This is a genomic window from Faecalicoccus sp. LCP19S3_E2 (assembly GCF_052121255.1).
GTDB lineage: Bacteria > Bacillota_I > Bacilli_A > Erysipelotrichales > Erysipelotrichaceae > Faecalicoccus.
This window is the reverse complement of record NZ_JBQKEP010000002.1, coordinates 135,768-160,644: the sequence shown is the minus strand read 5'-3', so window position 1 is coordinate 160,644 and position 24,877 is coordinate 135,768. Positions and strand designations below refer to the sequence as shown.

Here is a 24,877-nt window from a genome sequence, read left to right as displayed (position 1 = left end):
TACCTCCTATTGTTGAATCATGGCTCCCTCGGAACCATTTAATATATTGTTGATTTTGTCATTCAAAGCCTTACCTTGTGCAGCAGTTAAAGCCGTAGTAGTGCTCGTAGAAGTAAGACTGTTTGAAAGAGAAGGTTGAGGTCCTGTAGGGCCTCTTTCACCCTGAATTCCTTGTGGCCCTCTTTCTCCAGTGTCACCCTTAGGACCTTGTGGCCCTGTAGCTCCACGACTAGGCTTTCCGGTATCTACACTTCCCAAATACCAATTTCCATTACTTCCAATCGTTGGCGTAGTACCGGCAGGCCCGGTTGCACCTTTAGCACCGGTGGCTCCCTTGTCTCCTTTTTCGCCCTGTGGTCCTTGCGGTCCCTGAATGCCTTGTTCTCCTTGAGGTCCTTGAGATCCAGTTGCGCCTTTTTCTCCTTGTGGACCTTGTGATCCCGTAGATCCTTTAGAACCGTTTTTGACTGTAAAAGTAGAACTTGAGCCATCTGATAAAGTAACCGTCATGACATTAGATCCACCATCTGCACTGGACGTAGTTGTTTGCTTGACAGATGTAACCGATACGCCATCTGAGCCTTTTGCACCTGTAGCGCCTTGAGGTCCCTGTGCGCCGGTATCACCTTTATCGCCTTTATCACCCTTTGGTCCCTGTGGGCCAATTACACTTCCGAGGTCTACACGTCTATCAGCCATGTGCACACCTCCTACTCAGATTCAGGATATGTGACGTACAAATGACCTTCTTCAAGGCTAAATTCTGGAGTAATTCCATCCTTGCCAGCTGGCCCCTGTGGACCTTGTGGACCTTGCTCACCCTGATCTCCTTTAGGACCTTGCTGACCTGGAGCACCTGTAGATCCAGTTTCACCTTTAGGCCCCTGAAGTCCTTGATCACCTTTCTCGCCTTTTTCTCCTTGAGGCCCTTGTTCGCCTTGATCACCTTTATCTCCTTTAGGGCCTTTGATATTTCCAGCATTTTTGAATAATCCATTTGTACTGTCGCCACCTGAACCGACATAAACCCATAAGTTTCCGTTGCCATCCAAATAGGCATCACCGGCTACGCCTGTTCCTGGTAATTCTGTTTCTGATGTGACAGATCCTTTGATATTCACACCTGTTCCATCATCGCCTTTAGGTCCTTGTGGTCCTTGTTCTCCTGTATCTCCTTTGGCACCGGCAGGGCCTTGTACGCCTTGACTAGGTTTACCCAAATCGACATCTCCCATGTACCAGTTACCATTTGCTCCGATCGATGGAACAATGCATCCTAAGTCAACTTCTCTTGCCATGTTTACCTCCTTAGTCCTCAATGACCTGTATCAAATGGCCGTCTTCTCTTAAATAAAAAGACGATGCACCTGCACCGCCCATAGCTTTGATTTTCTCTATTTCTTCCAAAATTTGATTAATTATATCCGGATAAGTTTCCTCAAATGATTCATCCGGTTCTAGACCTTCTAACACTTCTGCTTCTGCTACTGTAGTATTCCATTCGTTTGTAACATCATCCTCCTGTGATTTTTTCGCACAGACAATAAATCTCACCATTCCTTTGGCCTTTGCGCATTTGCGACTTATTAGCCAACTAAACGTGATATAATCGCCATCCACAGACATATCATTACAATAGTAACGATCCTTTTCGCCGGATGCACTTTCAAAATTGACATAAATAAAAAGCGTGGATAAGTCTATGTTGTCACCTACAACTTTAGGGCACTTAAACCACACTCTTTCTACATCCTCATCTGATTCAACGCCGATGATTTTATACGTTTCCGGCACACTTATTTCACGAGTTTCAGGATCAATCTCGCAATAGACTGTTTCTTCCGATAACTCGGTAGCTCTAATAGCATCTTCTAAATTCACGATGTCACCTCCTGTCGGATAGTAACTTCATTGGTTGGTATGTATTGTTCCCCTTTCATACTAATTACAGACACGTTAAATGTTCTGTAATTTGCGATATTGTCAGGTACAATACATTCTCCATCTAGGATTGGCATATATTCTTCTTTATTTCTCGCTTTAAATCGTGCTATTTTTCTGTATTCATTTAACTCATCAGAGGCTGTGAATACACACTTTATGAATTTACGTGACCCCTTAACAAGTTTGGAATCAGAGTTCAACCATTTTAAAGCCTGACCATTCACTTCAAATTCTAAATTATATAACATATGCCCCTCCTATTGCTCAACCATCACATCTTCAGTGCCATTGGAGATAGATTCTAAATCCGCTTTTAACTGATTAACTGTTTCTTGGAAACTATTAATTTGTTGCGATAAATTATCTATATCTAATCCACTGAAACTGTCTAAAATATCATTCATTTCCTGTATCTTTTGATTGGCTGTATTTGTAGCCTGATTACAAGATTGCGTGGCAGCATTAGCATTAGAAATAGAATCTCCAATGTTATTCACTGCTTCATTACATAATTGAGTAGCACTAACACAGGCATTGGTAACTTGATCACATTGTTGATATGCAGTATTGCATTGATCACGTGCAGTTGTACACTCTGTTTTCAATGTTTTGAGCTCTTCATATATCAATTCAACGTTTGGATCAACAGGATAATCAGAAGGATCTTGATATCCAATAGATTCATCGATAATCATATTGAATACCTTAGACAATTGTTCATAATCGCCATCAGCAGTCATTGAATATAACTGCCCTTTTACAACACCTGAATGAAATGTTAAAGGCTTACCAACTAGAAAAGAATCGGCAGTCAATGGAACCATGTTTTTATAATCATTTATTTCCAATCGAATATATAAGCTCCCTTGATATTCTAAATTCATGAACTGAACCAATGTAGCTTTGTGTTCATATTGGTGCCCGATATTAAAACTATTTGTTTTTTCTAACGATACATATACAGTTCTCATCAGCTCACCTCAATCATAATTTCCGTATCACCGGACAAATAAGTTCTTATTTCAGTTTCTAAATCCGTTATTCTTTCTTCTAGTGTCTTTCCATCAGTGCTTAACTCTGTTGTTGGAACTTCTGCCATTGCATCTGCATCACCGCTAATCAGTGATTTAGCTTGCAATTCTAAAGCTGATACTCGGCCTATCATTTGTGCTTCTTCTGCAATCTCTCTTGATAAGTTCTTCATTACATGAATGTAAAAAGAAAAAGTTGTAACGATATCTGCGGAATCTCTCAAGGCAACTTGGCATTCCACCGTTCCAACTTCATTTAGCAAACTCAAGAAATGTTCTTGGCTTGCAAATTTAACTTCGTATGATCCTGACGTAGCGTAATGAATGACAGACAAAGAAGGAATCACTAATTCCATACCACTAGGCTTAACTGCATATAAGTTAGCACTCAATGTTTGGCTTTCTTCTCCTGGATCATCCGGTATTACATCGTTTGTCAACATGATGTCTAAGCCTCGGCCACTGTCATATTGAACCATTGATAACTCAGGTGTAATAGGTTGGTCTGTTAAGCTTATATTCAATCTTGAAAAAATAGTAGCCATATCATCACCTCAATTCAGATACCTCAATGGAATCAGTTGTTTCTTTTATCAAGTCAAATTTGTATGATTCAATATAAAATTTTGTTTCAGACACACCTGTTTTTTCGTCCACTAATACAATGTAATCATTAGGTTTAATGATTTTTCTTTGGTTTTTATATTGTGGCAAATCAACAGGTTTTAATTTATATGTCTTTTCCGGTACATCTTCTAATGCAAGGTCTTTGTTTGCTGCTTCTCTCAAAGCCGTATAGACTTGCTCTAATGTGTCATATGCAGTATCTTTTTCATCTTCCGATGCATCTTCCTTTAGCTTGATATCATCATATTTTCTAAACTCAATACGATGTATTTTGTATTGGTCATATTTAGAGCTTTTTACTATTTCGTGATTAGGTAACATATATCCATTGTACGCTTTAGGAATAATCCCTGTAACTGTGTTTTCCATTGTTTCCGTCAAGGAATCATCTTCAATTTCTGATGATGTGGAAAAGTAAATATTTTTAGGCTTCATTGCATCAGGATATTTTTCCCCATCTCCAAAATAGCAATTAAAATTATCAAACATAGCGGTTGGATGATATTGTTTAACATCATCTTCCCATCTATTGATCAAGGTATTATCTTCTGTACCAAACAAACATTGAATAAGATTGTAATCTTCCCAATAAGCGGTTGTTGTTTGTCCGTTTATTTCTCCATACACATGATATGGATTTCTAGGAGAACACTCGCTTATTATCGTGTTTGCCGTATTGATAGCGCCACTCCAATTTGTATTTATGGAACGCTTGTCAAATACAATAACTTCCTTTTGGGAATCAAAGAAAACATGATTACAATAACAAGTATATGTGTTCTTTTTCTTATCAATTTCTTTATAAATCATTCTAAAAAATTGATCTTTGGCATACGTCAAATCGACTTTAAATATAGCTTCATTTGGTAGTTCCTTTCCGTGCAAATCCGCTATAGGAAATTCAATCTTTAAATACCAAATAGAGTTCCTTTTGAATTCAACATAAGCCGACAAAGGATGAAAGATGACCGTACCATTGCTTGATAGCATATAGTCGTTAGTGGATCTTTCAGGATGAAGAAATACTCCAATCTGTTTCATAGCTCTCTCATCCTTCTATATAAATATGTTTTTATTGTGTCGCTTGATGTTGTAATTCTATATTGGTTTACTCCTTGCTCAATTTGGACATCTGCATAAGCACCACTTACGTCATCGTCAAAATAATCATACGTTCCATCTTCAAAATGTTTAACAAGTTGCATATTCTCTACGTCTAAATCAATGTAAGTTACATCTTTGCTTGTTATCCAATCTTGGAATGCATGACTGATTTCAAACAACTTATCTTCCTTTACAATCGATATTGTTACATCTTCATCCGTATTCTTGAAAAATCTAAACATTGGTTTTGTTCCTTCCTTATCGTTATATATTTCAACGGTCTTTCCTGATGTTGAAATATCGAATTGCAAAGGAGTAGTATAAGCCTTTAGATATCTGTATGGCTCACACACAAAAGTGATATCAAACTCACCACATTTACCGATAATTCTATCGATACTGTCTATCGTTACACTTTTGACATTCCAATAATGCGATTCATCATCCGTCAATTCTAATGTTCCGGTATCTCCTAAAAGTGCTCTTTGAATTTCACTTAGATAATCAATCCAATTGTTTTTATTCTCAGATACAAAATTGCAGTTCAATTCTATTTTTCTGTCTGAATAGATGCCTGTATGTTCATACAATTTAGTACCATTTCCTAGTGATATTTCATTTACAATTTCTTCGGCCGGAGGAATAGCCGGCCTAGTAGATACCTTGAACAATCTAAATAATTCTTTTACAAGCACTGGATTACTATTTGTCTTGTTGAATTTAAAAGCAAACATTATCCACCACCCTTTCCAAAATTATCTAGCATTTCTCTAATTGTCATGATTTGTGTAACCTTATCGGTTAAAACATCACCATCTAACTCAATAGGGTTCATCGTTACAACAAATTGAGCGTTTTTAAAAGCGCTTATGAAACTATCTAACTTAGAAGATAATTGGCTTATTATTCCTGATTCATTTGATATAATCCTTGTTCTTTGCATAGCTTGGCTTAATACGCTTTGATATGTAGATGGATCTTGAATACTAGGGATGAACATATCATCTCTCATATTGAAACTATTGAACGGATTGAAACTTGCCATTTTCAATACAGCCGATGCGCTTCTTTCTCCACTTTCCTCTGTATTGACTGTTTTTCTTTCTACAACAATCGGATGTTCTTTAGCATATTTTGTGGCCGCATCTATATCAGCCATAACGCTAGACTTCATATCCGATGCGGATTTTTTCATATCGCTCATATAAGGAGTAAATGCATCACGTCCGGATTTCCCTAATCCACCTGCGGCGGTTGCTGCATTGGATTTACCATCGCCCATTGCATCTCCAGTTTCTTTACTTCCTTTACTAGCATCTTGTTTTAATTTAGTGATTGCTTCCTGTATCTTCTCATCACTACCTGACATCATGACATTAGTAGCATCACTAACAGACATCTTACCACTTGCTACCGCTTGTGCGATTTCTTGCGGAATTTGACCACCTGTATATCCGGCATTAACTAACACATTACTGAACTTCATTAAGTTATCAATATACATTGTTGCAGCTTGAATACTAGGTGCACCGGCAATCAATCCATTTACTAAATTAGTCGGTATAGCTTGACCGGCCCACATACCATTGTTCATAGCCTCTTGGAAGGTCAACATACTAGCAGTAAATTGACTTGCTTCTCTATAACTATAAGAACCGGCCATGATTCCATCTTTAATATTCTGTGGGATTTGAATACCTAACTGCGTGAAAGAATCTGCGGTTGTTTGGAATGTATTTTTTAAAGATTCACCAATTACTTCTAATCCGCCCGTTTCAAATTTATTGGCAGAGTTCATCAACTCGGTTTGAGTTTCTTTGATCTTCTCTAACATGCCTTCGTATTCAGGCATGAGTTCTTGGATTTTTTCTTGTAATGCATCCCATTGTGAGAAGTCTAAGTTTTCGCCATTGTTAGATTGATCCCACAATTCTTTCATCTTTTTTCGAGTATCTTCAATACTTGCAGAAGTTTGTTCATATTGAAGTTGTTGTTCGATTAAAGCTTGTGTAGTTTCCTTGATAGCATTTGCATAGGCTTCCGCTTTTGCTTCTTCTTGAAGTGTAGAGATTCGTTTCTTTAAAGCATCATTATTGTCATATATATTTCCTGTGTTATCTCGTAACTTACCTGAATTTTCATCGTAGTAAAGTCCAAGTTCAGGGTAAATTTGATTCAATTTGTCGATTGATTCTAACAGTAATTCTTTCTGAATTCCGTTCAGCTGTTCTTGAGAAGTCAACTGACCTATTCGATCAACCAACATATCTGCTTCTTTTGACTGTTCTTTGAATGAACTTAAATAGTCATCCGCAGTGTCTAAATGGTTTTGAATGGATTGATTATATTCGTCCATTCCCTCAATCAATTTCAATGTAGTGGCATACATTGCATCTTCTGATGCTAGTTGTTCATCAAACGCATCTTTGGCTTGTTCAGACCTTGAAATTGCAGTGTACAAGGCAACAGATACAGCACCTAATGCTACGGATGTACCACCTAAACCTACCGCTAATGGCCCTATTGATGCCAATAATGAACTTGCGCCTTTTGACAGTGTAGCCATAGGAGCACCTGACTTTGCAGCCGATTTAGCTAAGCCTGTTATGCTCATGGAGGCTACATCAGATTCTTTACTTAATAATCCGGCGCTCTTTGCAAAATCAGCTATACTAACTCTACCTTTTGTAAAGAATTGAATTAGTCCACTACCGCCTTTTGATAATTTGCTTAAAGCTTTACTAGTTGGACTAAGTGCAGCACCGACAAGCAATAAGTTAGCTATCATGTCTTTTGCAGAATCGTCTAAGTTCGTAAACCACTCAACTACATCTTTAATGACATTAGCAACTGCTTCTAATTTAGGAGCAAAGGACTGTCCTAACTCATCAGCCGCCTGTTTAATAGCTTCCCATGTCTGAACTAAAGTAGATTTTAATGTTCCATATCGTTTCTCGGCTTCTGCCGCCATAGCATGGTTTTGCTCAAAAGCACTGTTAGCTTTACTAATTGCGTTCCAGTACAAATCAGTATTCTGTGCCAATGCCCCCATCGCATTAGACATACGAACTTCTGTAATTCCTAAGTCATCCAATGTCTTGGTTATGTTTTCTGATTTTCCGATACCTTCTAACAATTTACCAAATGCAGTAGGAGCATCTTCGCCCCATAATTGGATGAATTGCTCTGCGCTCATTCCCGATACATCGGCAAATGCCTGTAAAGCTTCAGAGTTTGTAGCCACTGCGTATTCTACGTTCTTTAACATTTTGGACATAGAACCACCACCGGCGGCCGCCTCGATACCAACAGAACTTAATGCAGTCGCTAAACCCAATACGTCTTGAGAAGTAAATCCAACTTGACGTCCTGCGGTAGCTAAACGCATTGACATATTCATAATGTCTGCTTCGGTTGTAGCAAAGTTGTTACCTAAATCAACGACAGAAGAACCTAATCGTGAGAAATACTCGTTTGTTTGTCCTTCTGTACCGATCATGATATTGGCAAATTTAGCAATTTGTTGCGCTGCTGCATCACCAACTAAGTTTGTTGTATCTCCTAACATGGTTACAGTTTCGGTAAATCCTACGATGGCATCTGTAGCGACACCTAATTGTCCTGCTAATTCTGCATAGTGAGCGATACTCTCATATGAACTGGAAGTTGATGTAGCTAACTCTTTAATACCGTTGTTGATAGCTTCTAATTGTGCCGGTGTACCTTCGGTAGTCTTCAATACACCTGTCCATGCATCTTCAAAGGAAATAGCAGCCATTGTTGCACCGGCAATAGCGGCCGCACTTCCCAATGAAATATACTTTGTAGAATTAGAAAATTTATCTAACGCTACCGATGCATTATCTAAACTAGTAACAGCTTGTAATACATTGGAATTAGTCGTTAGAAATTCATTACCTAATGCTTTGAGATTGTTTTGTGTAGTTAATAAGCTTGTTCTAGTTGCTTGTAACTTTTGATCGTAAGCATCCCAATCCGTACCTAAACTCTTTAATACCGCCTGATTGGACTTTAATTCTTGCGTTTGACCAATAATAGAACCTGTACCATTTTTGATATTGGTTTCAAGTTCTTTATTTCGAGCAGTCAAAGTAGAGATTTGTTTGTTCCATGCGCCATAAGATTTAGGCATGGCATCCAATGTCTTTTGATATTGGTTTGCCTGTTTGGTTAGACTTTGCATCTTTGTTGACACAAGTTGTTGATACTGTGCCATTGACTTAAAGTCTTTTCCATCAAGTCCTTTCATGGACTTTTTAAGCGTTGACATCTGCTTATCTAAGCCGGATGTTTCTGCTTTAATTTTGTTGATTTCTCTTTGGAGGTTTGAAGCATCACCGTTAATCTTTACTGTGATACCTTTTATGTTATAGGACATTTGACACCTCCTTACAATCTGTCAAAATCATCTTGCGTGGCCCATCTTACTTTTACTTTTGGTTTTTTGTCGCTTTCTTTTTTCTTTATCTGTTCTAGATATATATTGTTTTTCGTTGTGATTAGATCAAATAAAAAACCGATATCGCTTCGGTCAATTTCGTCCATTGTTAATCCACAATTTATGCCTGCGATAACGATTTTTGCGTAGTTCGTTTCACTTTTTTTTTCGGTTCTTCTGTATCTTCCGATTCAACAGTTGGTTGAGATGAGAAAATAGCAGAATCATAAAGCAAACAACATTGTTGAATAAATCCAACGTAATCTTCAATATTGTCTGTAAGTGCTACGTATGTCGGAACCGGTTTATTAGTTAATAATAGTTCGCCTGCAATACAGGCCCATGCTAACTGTGTTAGAAACGTTTCACCAATTGCGCTTAACATCAAATCTCCAATTTCACCTTGTGCGAACTTTTTTGATTCCATGTTTTCCGCAATCGCTTGCACTAGATTCTTTTGCGCATTGTTCATGTCAACTAATAAATCGGATCTAAACTGCTCACGGTATAATCGAGCAGAAACACCTTTCAAAGTTGTTTTGTACTCTTTTCCATCTATGGTAATTTGTGAAATCATTTAATCCTCCTAAAAAAAGATAAGAGAGGAAAATCCTCTCTTATTCTTCTGCCTGTTGTACAGGTAAAGTTGGTGTGGTTTCAAAGAATGCCGCATACTTCGCAGATGTAGATGGACATTTAGCTTTGATCCAGTTATGTTCACCATCTGCAATAGGCACACAAGTAATATCGATAGATTGTGTGTCAGGTTCAATCGTATCTTCTTGAGTGTTAGCTTCTGTTCCTGGACGACCAAATACAATTTTGTAAAATACGTGACGTACTGCTTTTTGGTCTCCGTTGAATTCACATAATAAAGCTACGGACTTAGGCGCTACGTTAGCATCTTCGGCCAACATTCCATCTTGTGTTTCAATGTATCCAAAGATATCTTTTAAAACATCATCAGGTAAATAAGCCATTTCCAATGTTCCTGAATATCCGTTGTTTGTTGACTGTGTGAAATATGCCATATCATCAGCATAGAAAGTCTGTGTATCGCCTTCAGGGTCTAAAGTTAAAGATTTAGCACCTTTCCAAGCTTTAGGTGTAGCAAATGTTACTTCTCCTTCTGTTTCGGTCAAAACAGAGTAATATACGTTTTTAAAGCCATAACGTACCTTGTTAGTATCTGCCATGTTTAGCCTCCTATTTTATTCATAATTCGTTTTGGTAGCTCATCAATAGCGTGTTGTTCACCGGTTTTCCAGTGCTTGAACGCTCTTGTAGGTCTGCTTGGTCTATTCCATAACTTGTGACCTTTTTCTAATAGGTGGGTTAAGGAATATTCATGGTTTGCCGCAAAGATTGTCACCGTTCGTCCAAAAGCTTCTTCTTCGGTTCGTGTTCGTATGGATTTGTAATATTTCTTTCTTCGCCCTTGAGGAGCTTCTTGAGAAATAATCTTTCGTGATTCTTTACCGACTTCCGATACAGCCTCAGACACGTTCATACGTGTTTCTGTGGAGAATTCTTCTAGTATGGCTTGTATCGCTTCCGGTAGTTCTTCCATACTGACTACAACGTTATCTGTATTTCCTATTCGCATAGTGAAAACATCCATTCAACGCAGTATGCTTTCTCAGACTTGATATCTTCATCCGTTATAACTTCATACGGAATTTCCAAAGAATCAAACATATTTTCGACTTTTTCCTCTAATGAAAAATCCTTAGAATCGGTAACAACTCTAAGGATATAAACATTGATTTTTTGATAGGTTTTATTGTCTGCAAATAAGTTAGTTGATTCCTGTCTTGCGTAGTTCCCATAAGGTATGGTCGGTTTCGACTTATAACCGCCGTAAATGAACTTCTTTGCACCTAATATAGATGTCATTTGATTTACAATTTCTTGTCTTAATCCCATTCTCCGACATCCTCTCTTAGATACAGTTCAATATCATCTCCCGATGGATACTTTCGATAAACACTGTATATCGTATCTTCAAAACGGACTAACAACTCACCATGATAATCATCTTTAAATATGACTAGTTTAAACTGTGCTTTGATACCGGATTGGTAAGCATCGAAAAATTCTTTTTCATATACACCGCCAACCTTACAAAACACTTCGGTTTCTGTTTCTTTTCCATCTTGTACAACACCGTTTTCATCAATCTCAGTTTCTTTTCCAATCAAAAAACACGTACTTTCGTACAGGTCATTTTCTCTTGTGTATTCATATGCCATAATTTATCACCTATGACTTTTATCTAAGAAAATAGCCATTCTTAAATCCCTGTACGCTGCTTTCATTGATTCCTTATACGATTCATTGCCTGAACCAAATTTCGATTTTACGTAACAAATAATGCACGTCATAATCTCATCCTCAGGATCATCCGGTTCATAAGCAATATTGAGCCTGTCTAAATCATATAAACAGGCTCTGATATAGGTTTCAATTTCATCATCGTAAGCAGTAGAGTTTTTGATTCGTAAGGCTATCTTTACTTTTTCTAAGATTTTATCCATAGAAAATTGCCTACTCAAACGTGATTCCGTTCATATTGACTTTGGTTGTCTGATCGCCAACAACAATGCTTAAAATGGCTTTCTGTGCAGTGGCTTTTGTAGCTCCTAAGAAAACAACATTTACTGTTGGTGCTTTATCAATAACAACTTGCTTAGAAGAACTCTTCACATACATCTTAGCTTCCTGTCCGCCATTATAAATGAATGGCAAATAGTATCCGCTTTGTTCCGATGTTTCGCTACCATTGAAGCCGGTATATCCAGTTACCTTTTTTAACGTACCTGTCAACATACCGTTTTCAAATGATACTGTTCCAAGTTCACTAGATTGTTTACCATAACAATCGGTTGTAGGTTCTACAGACGATAGATTACTTGCGATGTTTGCGTTATCTTCGATAGCTCCTTCGCTTACACTACTTTTTTTTTTAACAAATAGATATACTTCGTATCTAACGGTTTACCATCATTGATAACCAATGCCTTAGTTACCATCTGATTTGCTTCATGATCCATATAACGTGCCACGCTAAATTCCATGTTTGTATTGATTGCATAAGCTTCTTCCGGTACCCACAACATAGCAAAGTATTCACCGTTAGTAGCATCATCAAAGTTTTTCAAAATATCTTCTTCAACGAATACAACATCACGTCCTTTGAATCGTGCAATTTCAGCACCGTCAACAGGGTTGAAGGTTTCCATATAAACAGGACGGTTGTTATCATCTGCCAATGTCTTGATGTTTGCTTCCCAAGTGCCCGGTGTCATAACAAATTCAGGTCTTAAACCTCTCATGCTCAAAGGAATCTCAGCAAACAATTTTTTCTGCCATTGTTTCCAATCGGCAACTTCTTCCGCAGTGAATTCAATGATGTTTGCTTTAGGGATTCGGCCACCGGATTTATTAGCTTCTGTTAAGATACCTTGCATTTCATTACTTTCTTCGTTACCTAACATGATTTCATGATCCATAGCTTTGACATAAGCCTGAACGATAACCTTAGCCAATTCTGCCTCAAATGCCGGTACGCTCAATACAGACTGTAAGATTGTACGTGCTAGACGAATTTCACCAATCTTGTATTCAAAAGTAACGGAACCTGTGATAGAACCGCCTTTCTGACGATCTGATTTCGTTGTTTCAGTGATACGTTTAAACGTAGCTGAGAAAGAACCAATAGGGTACTTCACACCACCCTGAATGTTTGTTTTGCGTACACGAGAATATAACTGACCATATACCTTTTCTAAGTCTTTGATGATTTTCTGTACAACAGTCTGAGGAATCATTACTCCTAGATCACTGGACTGTCCTGCCGCATCATCACGCTGTACATACTGCAATAAATCAGAACGAGTACCTTTTACAACATAATTCATGAAAGCAGTACGGTATTCCATTGAATCTAAATTTGTTTCGTTAGGTTTAACGTCATTACCGGCCCCTTCAATAACCATGTTTTGCAAGTTTGCTCGTTTTTCTGCCTTTTTCTTATCGGCTTTCAATTGTGCTTCACGTTCGTTCAGTTTATCAACTTCCTCGGACAATGCATCAATATCTGCATCATCTCTCTTGGAAAGTTCTTTGATTTCTGCTTTACGTGTAGCAATCTGTTCTAAAGTCATTTCTTCGATGTTCATAACTAACCTCCTAATTTTAATAACAGATTTAATTTCTTTCTCTTTAGCTCTTTGGCTTCTTGGTCTTGTTCTTTCAATCCATTCAAAAAAGACCGTGCGGAAATCTCTGTGGAATCGTTAGCCGGTCTAGATACTGCACTTACGTCCAACACCTCACGGACATTGTTGATATGGATTGTTCTTGTATTTCGGTCATAGGTTCGACCTTCAGGGGCAATGAAAAAGGCCCATGACATTTTTGTGATCATACCGGTCTTTATTTGCTCATATAACTGTCTAGATGATTCTGTTTTTGATAAATCCGCTTTAATAAACAAACCATGTTCATCAATACTTAATTCTAAAGTACCGTTAGACTGCCTAGCGAAAATCGTTCCGTTATGGTCATACTGCATGATGACATCGTTCATCTTTGCGTTTTTGAAAGCTTCTCTATGGATTTGCTCATAGACTTTTCCGTTTTCATCTTCAAACAACACATAAGGATTAAACGTTGTGGCATAGCCTCGGACTGTATAATTACTGTCCTCCGTCTTCTCCACTTCCATTGTCATCATTCTTGTTTGCATTTCCTGTGGCACCGTCCGTCACCCCCTTTCCCACGTTGTCGGTAATGTTCAGATATTCTGCACGGATGTAGCGTTTATCTCCATCCTCGACTGGTGGCATATTTAAAATTTCCAAAGCTTGATTTATTCCAAACCATCCACGATCAAAACCTTCTTTGGCAACTTGTATTTTTGTTGTGTTCGATGCGTACTGTAATCGATCAGAAGTTAAAAGAATCTCGTTTCCTCTTTCTCGTTGATCACGTGAGTAAAACATTCTTGTTAGAACTTCTCCACATTGAATGAAAAACGCTTCAATTTTCGATTCGTAAAATGCGTTCCATTCGTCTTCGTTGTAATTGTTCTGTAGAATGTGTTCATTTACTCCCCAATAGTTGAATACTGAGTTCTCAATCGCTTTCTTTTGATCGGCATCCAACAAAACCGCTTGCGCTTTGATTTGTTCCATGCTTTCAAAACGGTTGTCATACAAGAAAACCCCAGTGTTATTTCCACTGAGGTTCATTGTTGATATAGCTTGTTGTTGCTCTTTCATGTCTTCTTCATCCACGATTTCAGAGTTTAACTTACCGATAAATCGTAGATTCGAGCCATTTTGGATAGCTTGTTGCGTTCCTGTTTCCTGCGCTTTTACCAAATCTGCTGTAGGATTAAACGCACGGTTTGAATCACCGAAGAAGTCATTTTTATATTGCATTTTCTTTAAATGACCGCATCGGTTATATTCAATGGCTTTTTCATGACCATCTGCAAATGTATATACGATATAAACAACACCATTTAATTCTTTCATGACTGCTTGGCTAGGACATACAGGATATATACCTGTAATATGTCCAAACTCATTTTCAATTGGCACAATAAATGCATTGTTTTCTATTTCGTATATCGTAGCTAACCTATAAAAGAATTGGCTTGTTGTCATGAATTCGTTTGGATCTTTAGAAACGATAAATTCAATCTTTTTATTTTGCTTTGTTAAAGCCGGCTTTCCCTTAGAACTCTCAGAAGCTATCCTATGGATAACTGCCTTGCATAATGCAAGTTCATATATTGCTCCATCTGTCGATGTATAAACAGGAGAATAACCACTTAGAGGGAAAAAGATTGGCTTCATATCCGCTTTTGGTCTTTTCTTTCCGAATAAAAAATCAAACAATCCCATCTGCATCACCTCCTATTTTCTAAACGATACTTGAACTTTTCATAATATTTCTGACGTACTGTAAACGCATCAATCACCGAAACGAAACCGTCAATGTGTTTTTTAGGATCTACTTTCTCAGGTCTTACTCGATTATCGTTATAGGCTTTTTTCAAAGCAACAGAAGCAAAATGGCTTTGTAGCAATCCGTTTGTACCAGTCTTTACTAAACCATCTCTCAGTAGTCCACCAAACTCATCAATGATAGGAGTAAGGTTCGTTCCCTGAATGACATCATCCATTAAGAATCCTTTCTTCTCCATCTCGTCCACTAAATACTGTGAAGAATAACGGTCATATCCAATCACGCAACAGTAAATCTGATACTCTTTCTTCATCATTAAGAACCAGTTCATGACATCGTGATAATCAACAAAGTTCTGACCACTTAAACTCAAGTAACCTAATTCAATGAAGTTTCTATATCGGATATTGTCACGTTGTGCCAACTCATCTACCTTGTTAGCAGGCATAAAAAAATGACAGAATACATAATCGATTCCATCACGTTTTACTACTATTGATGCAGCGGTCAAGTCGGTTGTCTGTGACAAGTCAATGCCGCCAACTCCAAAGGTTCTTCTAAAATCTTCAGGATTTAATTTATCGCACAAAGTACGCTTGATTTCTGATTGACTAAGCCATGCGGAAATAGTGTTCTGCTTTAAATTACAGTATTTTGTAAGGAATTCTAGCTTGTAGGAATGAGAAGATTCCGCTTTGCGAATTTCCTCTTGTATGAAGTCGTATGACACGCTCACACCTAGATTTGGCATGGCTTTTTGAAGTTCCGTTAAGTCGTTCCATTTCTTTTCATCATCAATCATATAGATAAATGGAAGTAACTTTGTTTCATTGGATGTTCCCAACAAAACAGAAGTTGAGCGAGCCATAAGTTCATCATACAAACCATCGTCAATGTAGTTTGCAGTACTACAGGCTAAGTTCAAAGGCTCATCTCTTGCTCCTTCTGCGGAAAGCATAACATCATACATGGCGATTCCCTTATCACCTTCCCATGCTGCAAACTCATCGAATGTAACCATACTAGGGTTAAATCCATCTGATTTTTTAGAGTTGAAGGCAATAGGCTTCATTTTAGCGTTCCATAAAGGGAAGTACATATCTGTTCTTCGTTTGCGTGTACGCTTGTACAAGCTTTTGACCGATTCAATCATGTTGGTTGCCACGTTAAAGATAATGTTTGCTTGTTCCAACTTAGGAGCAAGGTTGTAAATCTGCATACCGGCATCCTTTTCCGTAAAAGCAAATTTAACCTGTATGGCTGCTGCTAATATAGACTTACCTTGCTTTCTTCCCATAACTAATACAACTTCTCGAAACTGTCTTTTGCCTTTATCGTTTACAATACCAAAGACACAGGCCAAGAAGTACTTTTGCCATGGTTCTAATACAATTAAAGAGGTCTTACCTTCCACATGGTGGCAAAACCTCTCAATAAACAATATCGCTTTATCTGCTTTCTTTTCGTCATAGAAGAACTTCTTTTCATTTAATCCATTTTCAATGAATTCAATATTAAGCTTCATCCATTTTCCTATGACTGCGTGTCCTTCTGCTATCTCTCTCTTGTAAAGATCAAGATATTTCATCCATGAATTCCTCGAAATCGTCTTTGCCTTCATCATTAGGATGACCTAGCTTGTTCATCCCTGAAGGACTGATACATAATTCCTTACAGTATTTTAGGATTTGCTCATTAAACTGTAAGTTGTTCATGTAATATGGTGTCTTTAATGGATTGGTAGCGCCGCCTTTGTTTGTATATGGTATAACCATTTGCCCTCCGGCCTTTTTCCATTCTTCCATGTTCTTATCTCTGAATTCGCAAGTTTGTGCTAAAGTATCGATCAATATATCATATTGCGGTTGATAAATACACAAAGCTTTCATATCTTCAATTATTGTTTTTTTATACTCATCCTTTTTCACTCATCATCATCTCCTAACACCATTGATCCATCTTCGTTGAACTCATAATATGTACGCTTAGAATGTTCTTTAGCATGACAGTCATCACATAACGCTTCCAAGTTGTCATCGCCTAACAATATAGACATATCATTGTAGTTATCCTTAGAAATATGTTCTTTATGGTGTACGCACGTTGATTTTGTGTATATACCACGTTTTAAACATCTTTCACATAGTGGATGCGACTTTCTGTAAGCTTTTGATTTTGTTGTCCATGCTTTGGAACTATAGAATTTCCTAGCGTAGTTTCTTGCACCTTGATTTCCATAATATTTCATATATCTGCATACATCAGTGAGGAGGATAAGAATATTGATGCCGTAAACTGAATGACCTTATGTGACTGATGAAATTAACTGATGTATGCACATATAAAAAATGGAGGTTTTCCCTCCATTTCCCAAGATGAGCCATGAGCAACCACGAAGATTTCCTATCTTCGCATATACAACATATCACAGATTATTTGTGAAAAATTTCCAAAATAAATTAAATTTTAAATTATTTTATTTAATTATTATTTGAAATAGGTCAAATAAGCCACAGAATTATAAGCTATTTTTATGCCCATTTAATATCGTTTTTGACTAGTTTTTAAAGCGAGTATATACCCCTTTTTAGAAAACCATTTCGGGTTTAAAAAAACTCCCCACGCCGTTCCCCACGGGAAAAGAAAAAATTTTCGATGGGGGGTCTGATCTGTCGCTTGATCCATCAAGGTTAGCCTTTGCAAACTATCTTAAATTTATATCATGGCTCGCTATGTTTTTATATAGCTTATCTATGTATTATTAGATGATATAACATCTAAGGTTATAACATTTGAAAAAGGATGATCTGTTGGCCTGTTTGTTTACCTTGTTTGTATGCTGATCTAATGACATAACATTTCAGGAGGTACAAAGATGAAAAAGATTTATGAAAGCCATAAAGGAAAAGTAGATGTAGAACATAGAACAAAGTACATCATCTACGATCACACAAATAAGAGTTGGCGCATTGATTGCATAAGCGCTTATCTTGGTGAATCAAAGATAGTTTACATCTCAAAAGATTTACTAAAAGAAGAAAGCTTTAGCGATTGGTCTTATATCAAAGACTTGATCGATTACTTAGGACTTTAGGAGGTACAAAGAAATGAAAAAAACATTAATCATTGTAGCATTAATACTTACTGGATTTATTGGTTTTAAAGCCGGTCAAAGCGAACAAGTTGAATCTAATGAAGTGATTGAAGAAATCAATTATCAGTTAGATGTAGCTTGTGGTGCTGATGAATACTGTAGAGATGTATTCGTTGACTGCTAACAAGGGCGCAAGCCCTTACCTGTAAACCAACTAATCAATTCTAGATCCGATTAAAGGTTGCAAGTCCTTGTAAATGGTGAGCACAGGAACTTAGGAGGATAACAAGATGGAACAAATTAATAGACATTGGGATATTTTAGAAAGCTTAGGAGTTAGTGAACAAACGTTGCAAATCGTAACCGATATCAACGGTTATAACGATAACACATTATTAGATGTATTATATGCGTTTACTGGTGAAAGAAGCTTTTCAGATTACGAATAGGAGGAAGTAACATGATTGATCTTATAATTTTAGAATTTTGCAAAGGGATGAACTTTCTTCTCCCTTTGCTTGGAATTTTAGGAATGTATCAAATTATCAAATATTATCGAGGTGAACAAAAATGAACGAACTTGTAAATAAATGGAATGAATGGCTTAAAGTATCAAAAATGACTGAATATAGCATTTATAAAAACGATCATGAAGGCATTAAAGAATGCTTAAAAAACTTTGAAATGCAAGAGATTTTAGAACTTGCCTTTGAATCAGAACACTATGCTATAGATGATGAATTTATAGCTTATAATCCTGATTCATACACTTTAGAATCTTTTAGTTCAGATAGCTTAGATTCTTTATACGATTACAAAGACTTTGTTGACTGCTTTGGAGGCGCACTATGAACACATCACTTTATATGCAATTTTACAAATCAATAAAAGATAAAATCATGAATAAAGAACTTGTTAGCGGTGATCAATTGCCATCTGATCGTGAAGCTTGTGAAATGTACAACGTTTCAAGAATTACAGTTAGACAGGCTTATAACTTGTTAAAGTTTGAAGGCTTAGTTTTTAGAAAAAAAGGCAACGGAGGTGGAACTTATGTGTTATAACATTAAATTCAAAAACTTTACAGTTCATGCATCGAATAGGTGCATGAACAAAACTTTATTTTTAGATGGCAATACACCATCAGAAGAAACTTTAAAAACTTTTGAAAAAGTTCTTGAAGGATTCCAAGTTTCAAAAAAAGGCTTTTCCTTTTATGACACGTTAGAAAATCGCATGAAGTTAAAAACTTTGGATCGTGATTTTGTACCGGTTATGGATGTAAAAATAGAGCGTGAATTGAATAAATATATCCAATCTGATACAAAACAAGCGATTCTAAAAAGTTTAGTTTCAAATCAAATTTATACAGGTTTTATCAGATATGAAAATGATTTATTTGTAATTTATAAAAGCGCTGCATCGAAATCAAAAATTGCTGTAGCTGATGAAAACTTATCAGTAATTCATTACTATAAAAACGGAAAAGTTACTAAAACAGAATGTTTGGATTTGTTACCATTCTAAACCAGTTAAAGAGCCATGACGGCTCTTTTTTTACATTTATATTTTACCATTTTTTGAGTTTGAAAACTTTTCAGACAAGAAAACTTTTATAATCAAATTAGGGTTTATGCAGACCCTCTCCTTTCTTTTGAGCCTTCACAGGCTCTTTTTTAATGCTCAACTAGTTTAGCAAGCTCTTTTCTAATCTGATAGCGTATCGCATGGGAACTTTTATAAAACCCTTCATATTGCATCCAATCCCATGTCTTTCCCTCGAAAAACTTTTTCTGTATCATTTCTTTTACTTCTCCACTGCATAGATCCCTAATAGTTTCTAAAGCCTTAATATGACACTCATTTAACATATATTGAGCCTCATATGACTGTTGCTTAGAAATAATATCATTTAAAATCTTATCTTGTCCGGTTGGGTTCTCTATGTGAATTCCATCAAAGCTTACTCCCTTTGCGGTATAAAAACTTTTTATTTGATCTTGGTAAAAACTTATTTTTTCTTGGAAAACTTTTCTTTTCTTCTCCAAAATTTTATAAGATTCCAGTTTATGCCATAACTCATCAACCATAGTTTCTGTGTATAAATTCATATCTTCCTTTCTAGTGCGAAAAACTTTTTTTGAAAAACTTATTTTAGTTCATGTTCTCTTTTAAAACTTTTTCTATAACCGCTTTATCTGCAAAAATTTTTCCACAGATTGAAATTATGCGAGAAGCTTCGTTTAAACTTTCTTGTTTCTTTAAACTTCTTTTGTTATCACCTAAAAAACTTTCTCCCTGAATCATAACTAAAGTTTGAGTAAACTTTTCTTGATCCATGTGAAAACTTTCGTAGCCTCTTTGAATTGAAATCGTTTGAGCTATAACATTTGCAAAAACTTTTAAAACGTAATCTCTTGATTTCCCTTTCAATTCTTCCTTTAAAACTTTTTCTAATTCTTCAATCATTTTTTCTCCTTTTCGTAGATTGTGATAACTGTCACCGTTAGAAGTAAAACTCCTAAAGCGATGAACAGTACCACAAATACCAGTAATAAAAATAATTTAAATAAAACTTCTATCATCGTTTTTCTTCAAAAACTTTTCTTTCACTTTCAGGATTACCAGGATCTAAAACTTTTTCTTCAATTTTAGAGATGTCTGAGTTTGGATTATCCATGTAAAACTTATATCTTGCATCTTCGACAGATTCAGCTTCTATTTCATCTACTACGATATCTCCAACAGGTCTTATTGATACTACTCTATATTTCATTTTATACCTCCAAAACTTTTTGTGATTTTTACCCTTCCATAAGGTTCTTCAATTTGATCAATATCACAAGAATCTATATCTTCCGGTTCAAAATATTTTAGTTCTCCTGGAATTCCATTTTCGGAACAACTAACTTTTAACACGTATTTTCTTTTAATTTCATTTCTAAATAATTGAGTTTCCATCCCCCAATAAACATATACATCTCCGTATTTTTTAAATAAAATGTCTCCTTTCTTGTACTCCGATATCCTCAATCTTGTATAATATTTTCTGAGTGAATTCTCTTCAACAAAAATAATGCTTCCGATCAAAAATGCCGATTGTAACAATGCATTTAAAGACTTGTTAGGATTGTCTGGATGTTTAATAACTTTTAGAACGTATTGTTTTTTATCAATAAATTTAACCCATCCTAAATTTTCAAAAATGACACCCATTTTTTTATGTCTGTATCTCATATCTTTCTCCAGTAAAATCGATTAGGTTCATATAATATAGTTTCCTTACATTCCCATCCAATCATGTAAAATTTAATATTTTGATATTCACTAATTTCAGATATTTCAATCCATGTATTTTGTTTTTTATCCCAAACAAACATACCTTCTTTGAGTTCCTCAAACTTCAAAGGTGGATTGTAAAAGTGTTCATGAATAAGTTTGTTTAAAATGTCTAAATCTTTTCTAACTCCATTCATAGCACCATATGAATTATCTTGATCCCAATAACATTTTTCGAAATGATCTAATGCTTTCTCACATTCTTCTTTTGTACTCATTTAAACTCCCTTCAATAATCTGATTAACATCCTATCATTGCCGTTTTTATATCAAAAACTTCTGCAATGCTATACATGATAAAGAAATAAATAATGTATATCATGAATGCTATAAAAACTTTTAAAATCTTGTTTTTCATATTTCTTTATGCTAACTTTCTTATATCGCTTCTTTGTGCATATTCTGTGTAATTCATTATCAAGATATAAATCTTCGTATTCTGAATCATCTACGAAATATACTTTTCTTTTTAATCTTTTTTTATAGATCATATTCTTTCAAATTCTTCTTTCTTTTCTTCAATAGCTTTTTCAACTCCATTGATAAAAGCTGCAATAGTTACCTCTGATAAATCTAAATTTGACCTTTCATATTGATGACTCAACTCAATCTTCCCTGAGTTTGCACCTTTTAAATCCATTAACATACTATGCAACTCACTTAATTGTTCTTTAAGTTTTTTTGCTTCATAAAATTTTTCATCTGTCATGTAAATCTCCTAAAATGGTAAGTCTGAATCATTTATGTCTAAAGTATCGCCTTGCATATAGTCATATTTCGGTGCCATAGCTGACTTTTGTTGCGTTCCATAGACGTTTGGTTGCCCATATGAATTTTGGCTTACTGTATCACTCTTAGGCTCTAGAAACTGTACGTTATTACAGATCACTTCCGTTAAATAGACTCTCTGTCCTTGATTGTTTTCATAGCTTCTTGTTTGCAAGTTTCCTGTGATTCCAATCAAAGATCCTTTATGCAAATACTGTGCCATATTGTCCGCAGCTTTATTCCAAGCAACACAATTTATAAAATCTGCATCCGGTTGTCCTTGCGTTTTTGCAATACGATTGACTGCTAAAGTAAACTGCACAACGCTATTTCCGTTCTGTGTTTTTCTTAATTCTACTTCCCTACAAAGTCTTCCTACTAGATTTACTGAGTTCACTACTCATACCTCCCTGCTACAATAGCTTCACGTCTTTTTTCTTCTTTCATGTGCTCATCGTGCGCCAGTGCATGAAGCACAACTTTATCTATGTTGTACTTCAAACAGAACTTTCCTAGTTCATACGCTTTTTTTTGTTGTTCTAATGCTTGTTTTAATTTTGATTCACTAACTGTTAATGCCATATATTAATCCCACGCTCCTCTCAATATTGATTGAAAAAATACTTCTTAATTCTTTCATCACAGACAATGTTTCTATCCATTTATTCATCTTGCACCTCGCATTTACTTTTCAATAACCTCACAATTATTTAAGATTTCTTCAATTGTCAAATTGTAACCAACATCTTGGAAATGCCCTTTATACTGCATTTCTTTCAAAGTATAATGGTCCACAAATTCGCCATCATCTTTTGTTTCTTGATAGCATTTCAATAAATCATATTCCCATTTCTTTAATTTGATAGGTTCTTTGTGTTCTTCTAAAAGCCAATCTAGTACCATAGGCATGAACGCACTTAATCCTGTTTGCTTTTTACACACATTACAAATTGCTACGCCAATACTGTCCGATATACATAGTCCCTTATCAAATAAATCTTTCTGTATTTCATATATATAATCTTTATAATATTCTAAATTCGTCATTCTGTTTCTCCTTATTTCGTGTGTGTAACCATATAAGCCATAGCCAATATAAATACGACCACCATTACTGTTACGCAAATATCATTCATTTTCTTTTGCCTCATATGTTTCGGGTAATGGTTGCCATGCAACTATCTCGTTTTTTACTTCTGTTTCAAACCCATCCCACCAGTTCCATCCGTCTTCTCTTCTGATGGCAATTTGGTCTACATAAATTTTTTTATCCCATTTCATTATGCTTCGGTAAGAAACTAATACGCATTCATCATTTTCTGGCAATCTATCTTTAACTGGAATCCATTCGTTTGCTTTTGGTTGACTTTCTATTATTTCAATAATCGTATCTGCAATCGAATGTAGATTTCTGCCTAATCCAAGTTCTTTATACGCTTTAACGGATTCAATCAATTTCTTCTCATCAATCATCTTTGTTATCCTCTATAATTGCTTGCTCTATCGTTTCTATAATTTCTTCTTTGCTTTTGTTGCATAACGAAAGACAAAAGAATCCTTCATATTTTTTGTCGATTACTTTATAGAAAATATCGTACCCACGTTGTCGAAAGCCATACTTATTACTAATCAATGTGAATTCTTCATATGGATATACAATGAAGTAATCGTACTTACTAGATGATTTGTAATACTCCTTTTTAGGCTTTTCATTTTGAAAACCAACCACTTTATGTAGAATATCGGTAAACTCTTTAACAACGTCTAACTGTTCCAATTCATACAATCTATCTGCATACTTGAGCATTTTCTCTTTTGTTTCTTTATCAATCATCTAACCACCCCAAATCTTTTAATTGCTGAACAAACGGCTTTATCTCATCGCTATAAATTCCTTTTTTTGACATAATCACCGATTTCTCCATTTTCATAAAAGCAAAACCGCTTTCTTTACTCTTATTCCTGTAGCGGATGAAATAGCGATTTTCTATTTTCGTAAATCCTAGTTTTTTAAACATCTGTTCTGCCGCTATTCTAACCACCCGATTTCTTTACACTGTTTCACTACTGCCAACATTTCCATCGCATTTATTGGGGTTGCAAGTTCACCATCAAAACTATCACGATTTTGTACGCTTGAATTCACAGTGTTGTAATTTAAATCAAACGATATGTAATGTATATATGTTGATTTTTTTATTGTGTCTTTATCATCAAAATCTGAAAAATAAGTTTCAACTTTTTCATAGATGATGCTTTCACTGTCTTTTTTGCTTGTCTTTTCATATCCTAAACATCTAAACATTTCTTCTGCTTTCATAGTTTCTTCAACCTCTCAATCTCATGATTCAAATATATCTGTGCTTTCTTCAAATCCTGTAGCTTGTTTCCTTTGTATTCGCAACGTGCTATGTATTTAATGACGTTTCCTAAGTTAAAGTTCAGTTTCCAATCTGCTATTACTTCGATTGGTTCGTATTTTCCTTGTGTGTAGTGATTAGGATGATTTATGTTGTCTGTCATTCCTGTACC

Annotated in this window: 42 protein-coding genes; 6 read left to right on the top strand and 36 right to left on the bottom strand. The window is 35.8% G+C overall.

The window, feature by feature from the left end:
- Nucleotides 1-6: 6 nt before the first annotated feature.
- The 22 genes from ACTQX6_RS02650 to ACTQX6_RS02545 all read right to left on the bottom strand — a co-directional run bounded on the left by ACTQX6_RS02650 (nucleotide 7) and on the right by ACTQX6_RS02545 (nucleotide 17,392).
- Nucleotides 7-699 (bottom strand): hypothetical protein, encoded by a 693-nt coding sequence (locus tag ACTQX6_RS02650; protein WP_441657239.1) that lies wholly within the window; start codon nucleotides 697-699, stop codon nucleotides 7-9.
- Between the two features lie 11 nt (nucleotides 700-710).
- Complete coding sequence (locus tag ACTQX6_RS02645; RefSeq protein WP_441657240.1) at nucleotides 711-1,298, bottom strand: hypothetical protein; 588 nt, start codon at nucleotides 1,296-1,298, stop codon at nucleotides 711-713.
- Between the two features lie 10 nt (nucleotides 1,299-1,308).
- Nucleotides 1,309-1,881 (bottom strand): hypothetical protein, encoded by a 573-nt coding sequence (locus tag ACTQX6_RS02640; protein WP_441657241.1) that lies wholly within the window; start codon nucleotides 1,879-1,881, stop codon nucleotides 1,309-1,311.
- Complete coding sequence (locus ACTQX6_RS02635) at nucleotides 1,878-2,192, bottom strand: hypothetical protein (protein ID WP_441657242.1); 315 nt, start codon at nucleotides 2,190-2,192, stop codon at nucleotides 1,878-1,880. Before ACTQX6_RS02635 ends, ACTQX6_RS02640 begins: the two co-directional genes overlap by 4 nt.
- Nucleotides 2,193-2,201: 9 nt before the next feature.
- Nucleotides 2,202-2,915, bottom strand: a complete 714-nt coding sequence (locus tag ACTQX6_RS02630) for a hypothetical protein (protein ID WP_441657243.1) — start codon at nucleotides 2,913-2,915, stop codon at nucleotides 2,202-2,204.
- Nucleotides 2,915-3,520 carry a hypothetical protein gene (locus ACTQX6_RS02625; RefSeq protein ID WP_441657244.1) on the bottom strand — a complete coding sequence of 202 codons (606 nt, stop codon included), beginning with the start codon at nucleotides 3,518-3,520 and terminating at the stop codon, nucleotides 2,915-2,917. Before ACTQX6_RS02625 ends, ACTQX6_RS02630 begins: the two co-directional genes overlap by 1 nt.
- A gap of 4 nt (nucleotides 3,521-3,524) precedes the next feature.
- Nucleotides 3,525-4,643, bottom strand: coding sequence for a phage tail spike protein (locus tag ACTQX6_RS02620; RefSeq protein ID WP_441657245.1), 1,119 nt, complete (start codon nucleotides 4,641-4,643; stop codon nucleotides 3,525-3,527).
- Nucleotides 4,640-5,440: a hypothetical protein gene (locus ACTQX6_RS02615; protein ID WP_441657246.1), complete on the bottom strand. Its 801-nt coding sequence runs from the start codon at nucleotides 5,438-5,440 to the stop codon at nucleotides 4,640-4,642. Before ACTQX6_RS02615 ends, ACTQX6_RS02620 begins: the two co-directional genes overlap by 4 nt.
- Nucleotides 5,440-9,105, bottom strand: a complete 3,666-nt coding sequence (locus tag ACTQX6_RS02610; protein ID WP_441657247.1) for a phage tail tape measure protein — start codon at nucleotides 9,103-9,105, stop codon at nucleotides 5,440-5,442. Before ACTQX6_RS02610 ends, ACTQX6_RS02615 begins: the two co-directional genes overlap by 1 nt.
- Before the next feature lie 181 nt (nucleotides 9,106-9,286).
- The gene (locus tag ACTQX6_RS02605) at nucleotides 9,287-9,742 is read right to left on the bottom strand and encodes a hypothetical protein (RefSeq protein WP_441657249.1); all 456 of its coding nucleotides are present in this window, start codon (nucleotides 9,740-9,742) and stop codon (nucleotides 9,287-9,289) included.
- Nucleotides 9,743-9,782: 40 nt separating this feature from the next.
- Entirely contained in the window at nucleotides 9,783-10,361 is a 579-nt protein-coding gene (locus ACTQX6_RS02600; RefSeq protein WP_441657250.1) for a major tail protein, read from the bottom strand.
- Between the two features lie 2 nt (nucleotides 10,362-10,363).
- Complete coding sequence (locus tag ACTQX6_RS02595) at nucleotides 10,364-10,771, bottom strand: hypothetical protein (protein ID WP_441657251.1); 408 nt, start codon at nucleotides 10,769-10,771, stop codon at nucleotides 10,364-10,366.
- Complete coding sequence (locus ACTQX6_RS02590; protein WP_441657252.1) at nucleotides 10,762-11,091, bottom strand: hypothetical protein; 330 nt, start codon at nucleotides 11,089-11,091, stop codon at nucleotides 10,762-10,764. Before ACTQX6_RS02590 ends, ACTQX6_RS02595 begins: the two co-directional genes overlap by 10 nt.
- Nucleotides 11,082-11,417 (bottom strand): phage head-tail adapter protein, encoded by a 336-nt coding sequence (locus tag ACTQX6_RS02585; protein WP_117446748.1) that lies wholly within the window; start codon nucleotides 11,415-11,417, stop codon nucleotides 11,082-11,084. Before ACTQX6_RS02585 ends, ACTQX6_RS02590 begins: the two co-directional genes overlap by 10 nt.
- A 6-nt stretch (nucleotides 11,418-11,423) precedes the next feature.
- Complete coding sequence (locus ACTQX6_RS02580; RefSeq protein ID WP_441657253.1) at nucleotides 11,424-11,702, bottom strand: phage head-tail connector protein; 279 nt, start codon at nucleotides 11,700-11,702, stop codon at nucleotides 11,424-11,426.
- 10 nt (nucleotides 11,703-11,712) lie between these two features.
- On the bottom strand, nucleotides 11,713-11,994 hold the full coding sequence (locus ACTQX6_RS02575; RefSeq protein ID WP_441657254.1) for a hypothetical protein: 282 nt from the start codon (nucleotides 11,992-11,994) through the stop codon (nucleotides 11,713-11,715).
- Between the two features lie 119 nt (nucleotides 11,995-12,113).
- Nucleotides 12,114-13,346, bottom strand: coding sequence for a phage major capsid protein (locus ACTQX6_RS02570; RefSeq protein WP_441657255.1), 1,233 nt, complete (start codon nucleotides 13,344-13,346; stop codon nucleotides 12,114-12,116).
- A 2-nt stretch (nucleotides 13,347-13,348) separates the two neighbouring features.
- The gene (locus ACTQX6_RS02565; RefSeq protein ID WP_147321517.1) at nucleotides 13,349-13,927 is read right to left on the bottom strand and encodes an HK97 family phage prohead protease; all 579 of its coding nucleotides are present in this window, start codon (nucleotides 13,925-13,927) and stop codon (nucleotides 13,349-13,351) included.
- Nucleotides 13,866-15,080 (bottom strand): phage portal protein, encoded by a 1,215-nt coding sequence (locus ACTQX6_RS02560; RefSeq protein ID WP_441657256.1) that lies wholly within the window; start codon nucleotides 15,078-15,080, stop codon nucleotides 13,866-13,868. Before ACTQX6_RS02560 ends, ACTQX6_RS02565 begins: the two co-directional genes overlap by 62 nt.
- A 5-nt stretch (nucleotides 15,081-15,085) precedes the next feature.
- The gene (locus ACTQX6_RS02555) at nucleotides 15,086-16,669 is read right to left on the bottom strand and encodes a terminase large subunit (RefSeq protein WP_441657572.1); all 1,584 of its coding nucleotides are present in this window, start codon (nucleotides 16,667-16,669) and stop codon (nucleotides 15,086-15,088) included.
- Nucleotides 16,670-16,718: 49 nt separating this feature from the next.
- Entirely contained in the window at nucleotides 16,719-17,072 is a 354-nt protein-coding gene (locus ACTQX6_RS02550) for a P27 family phage terminase small subunit (RefSeq protein WP_117446755.1), read from the bottom strand.
- The gene (locus ACTQX6_RS02545; protein WP_441657258.1) at nucleotides 17,069-17,392 is read right to left on the bottom strand and encodes an HNH endonuclease signature motif containing protein; all 324 of its coding nucleotides are present in this window, start codon (nucleotides 17,390-17,392) and stop codon (nucleotides 17,069-17,071) included. The genes ACTQX6_RS02550 and ACTQX6_RS02545 overlap by 4 nt, the downstream gene beginning before the upstream one ends.
- Before the next feature lie 627 nt (nucleotides 17,393-18,019).
- Between ACTQX6_RS02545 and ACTQX6_RS02540 the strand changes: the two genes are divergently transcribed.
- The 6 genes from ACTQX6_RS02540 to ACTQX6_RS02515 all read left to right on the top strand — a co-directional run bounded on the left by ACTQX6_RS02540 (nucleotide 18,020) and on the right by ACTQX6_RS02515 (nucleotide 19,765).
- Nucleotides 18,020-18,238, top strand: a complete 219-nt coding sequence (locus ACTQX6_RS02540; protein WP_441657259.1) for a hypothetical protein — start codon at nucleotides 18,020-18,022, stop codon at nucleotides 18,236-18,238.
- Between the two features lie 13 nt (nucleotides 18,239-18,251).
- Nucleotides 18,252-18,422, top strand: a complete 171-nt coding sequence (locus ACTQX6_RS02535) for a hypothetical protein (protein WP_441657260.1) — start codon at nucleotides 18,252-18,254, stop codon at nucleotides 18,420-18,422.
- A gap of 106 nt (nucleotides 18,423-18,528) precedes the next feature.
- A complete protein-coding gene (locus ACTQX6_RS02530) occupies nucleotides 18,529-18,687 on the top strand; it encodes a hypothetical protein (RefSeq protein ID WP_441657261.1) in 159 nt (52 codons plus the stop codon).
- Between the two features lie 121 nt (nucleotides 18,688-18,808).
- Complete coding sequence (locus ACTQX6_RS02525) at nucleotides 18,809-19,090, top strand: hypothetical protein (protein WP_441657262.1); 282 nt, start codon at nucleotides 18,809-18,811, stop codon at nucleotides 19,088-19,090.
- Nucleotides 19,087-19,302, top strand: a complete 216-nt coding sequence (locus ACTQX6_RS02520; RefSeq protein ID WP_441657263.1) for a winged helix-turn-helix domain-containing protein — start codon at nucleotides 19,087-19,089, stop codon at nucleotides 19,300-19,302. The genes ACTQX6_RS02525 and ACTQX6_RS02520 overlap by 4 nt, the downstream gene beginning before the upstream one ends.
- Before the next feature lie 43 nt (nucleotides 19,303-19,345).
- A complete protein-coding gene (locus tag ACTQX6_RS02515; protein WP_441657264.1) occupies nucleotides 19,346-19,765 on the top strand; it encodes a hypothetical protein in 420 nt (139 codons plus the stop codon).
- A gap of 149 nt (nucleotides 19,766-19,914) precedes the next feature.
- Here ACTQX6_RS02515 and ACTQX6_RS02510 read toward each other — a convergent pair whose 3' ends face one another.
- The 14 genes from ACTQX6_RS02510 to ACTQX6_RS02445 all read right to left on the bottom strand — a co-directional run bounded on the left by ACTQX6_RS02510 (nucleotide 19,915) and on the right by ACTQX6_RS02445 (nucleotide 24,868).
- Nucleotides 19,915-20,328, bottom strand: a complete 414-nt coding sequence (locus ACTQX6_RS02510) for a hypothetical protein (RefSeq protein ID WP_441657704.1) — start codon at nucleotides 20,326-20,328, stop codon at nucleotides 19,915-19,917.
- A gap of 64 nt (nucleotides 20,329-20,392) precedes the next feature.
- Entirely contained in the window at nucleotides 20,393-20,707 is a 315-nt protein-coding gene (locus tag ACTQX6_RS02505) for a hypothetical protein (protein ID WP_441657266.1), read from the bottom strand.
- Between the two features lie 112 nt (nucleotides 20,708-20,819).
- Nucleotides 20,820-21,014, bottom strand: coding sequence for a hypothetical protein (locus ACTQX6_RS02500; protein WP_441657267.1), 195 nt, complete (start codon nucleotides 21,012-21,014; stop codon nucleotides 20,820-20,822).
- Nucleotides 21,011-21,475 carry a hypothetical protein gene (locus tag ACTQX6_RS02495; RefSeq protein WP_441657268.1) on the bottom strand — a complete coding sequence of 155 codons (465 nt, stop codon included), beginning with the start codon at nucleotides 21,473-21,475 and terminating at the stop codon, nucleotides 21,011-21,013. Before ACTQX6_RS02495 ends, ACTQX6_RS02500 begins: the two co-directional genes overlap by 4 nt.
- Nucleotides 21,472-21,795 (bottom strand): hypothetical protein, encoded by a 324-nt coding sequence (locus tag ACTQX6_RS02490; RefSeq protein ID WP_441657269.1) that lies wholly within the window; start codon nucleotides 21,793-21,795, stop codon nucleotides 21,472-21,474. Before ACTQX6_RS02490 ends, ACTQX6_RS02495 begins: the two co-directional genes overlap by 4 nt.
- A gap of 269 nt (nucleotides 21,796-22,064) precedes the next feature.
- Nucleotides 22,065-22,286, bottom strand: coding sequence for a hypothetical protein (locus tag ACTQX6_RS02485; protein WP_441657270.1), 222 nt, complete (start codon nucleotides 22,284-22,286; stop codon nucleotides 22,065-22,067).
- 9 nt (nucleotides 22,287-22,295) lie between these two features.
- Complete coding sequence (locus tag ACTQX6_RS02480; protein WP_441657271.1) at nucleotides 22,296-22,742, bottom strand: single-stranded DNA-binding protein; 447 nt, start codon at nucleotides 22,740-22,742, stop codon at nucleotides 22,296-22,298.
- Nucleotides 22,742-22,927, bottom strand: a complete 186-nt coding sequence (locus tag ACTQX6_RS02475; protein WP_117446769.1) for a hypothetical protein — start codon at nucleotides 22,925-22,927, stop codon at nucleotides 22,742-22,744. Before ACTQX6_RS02475 ends, ACTQX6_RS02480 begins: the two co-directional genes overlap by 1 nt.
- Before the next feature lie 102 nt (nucleotides 22,928-23,029).
- A complete protein-coding gene (locus tag ACTQX6_RS02470) occupies nucleotides 23,030-23,392 on the bottom strand; it encodes a hypothetical protein (RefSeq protein WP_441657272.1) in 363 nt (120 codons plus the stop codon).
- 81 nt (nucleotides 23,393-23,473) lie between these two features.
- Nucleotides 23,474-23,818 (bottom strand): DUF551 domain-containing protein, encoded by a 345-nt coding sequence (locus ACTQX6_RS02465; RefSeq protein ID WP_441657273.1) that lies wholly within the window; start codon nucleotides 23,816-23,818, stop codon nucleotides 23,474-23,476.
- Complete coding sequence (locus ACTQX6_RS02460; protein WP_441657274.1) at nucleotides 23,811-24,179, bottom strand: hypothetical protein; 369 nt, start codon at nucleotides 24,177-24,179, stop codon at nucleotides 23,811-23,813. Before ACTQX6_RS02460 ends, ACTQX6_RS02465 begins: the two co-directional genes overlap by 8 nt.
- Nucleotides 24,172-24,363, bottom strand: coding sequence for a hypothetical protein (locus ACTQX6_RS02455; protein WP_441657275.1), 192 nt, complete (start codon nucleotides 24,361-24,363; stop codon nucleotides 24,172-24,174). Before ACTQX6_RS02455 ends, ACTQX6_RS02460 begins: the two co-directional genes overlap by 8 nt.
- A gap of 11 nt (nucleotides 24,364-24,374) precedes the next feature.
- The gene (locus tag ACTQX6_RS02450; protein ID WP_441657276.1) at nucleotides 24,375-24,665 is read right to left on the bottom strand and encodes a hypothetical protein; all 291 of its coding nucleotides are present in this window, start codon (nucleotides 24,663-24,665) and stop codon (nucleotides 24,375-24,377) included.
- Nucleotides 24,662-24,868, bottom strand: a complete 207-nt coding sequence (locus ACTQX6_RS02445) for a DUF3310 domain-containing protein (RefSeq protein ID WP_441657277.1) — start codon at nucleotides 24,866-24,868, stop codon at nucleotides 24,662-24,664. The genes ACTQX6_RS02450 and ACTQX6_RS02445 overlap by 4 nt, the downstream gene beginning before the upstream one ends.
- Between the last annotated feature and the right edge of the window lie 9 nt (nucleotides 24,869-24,877).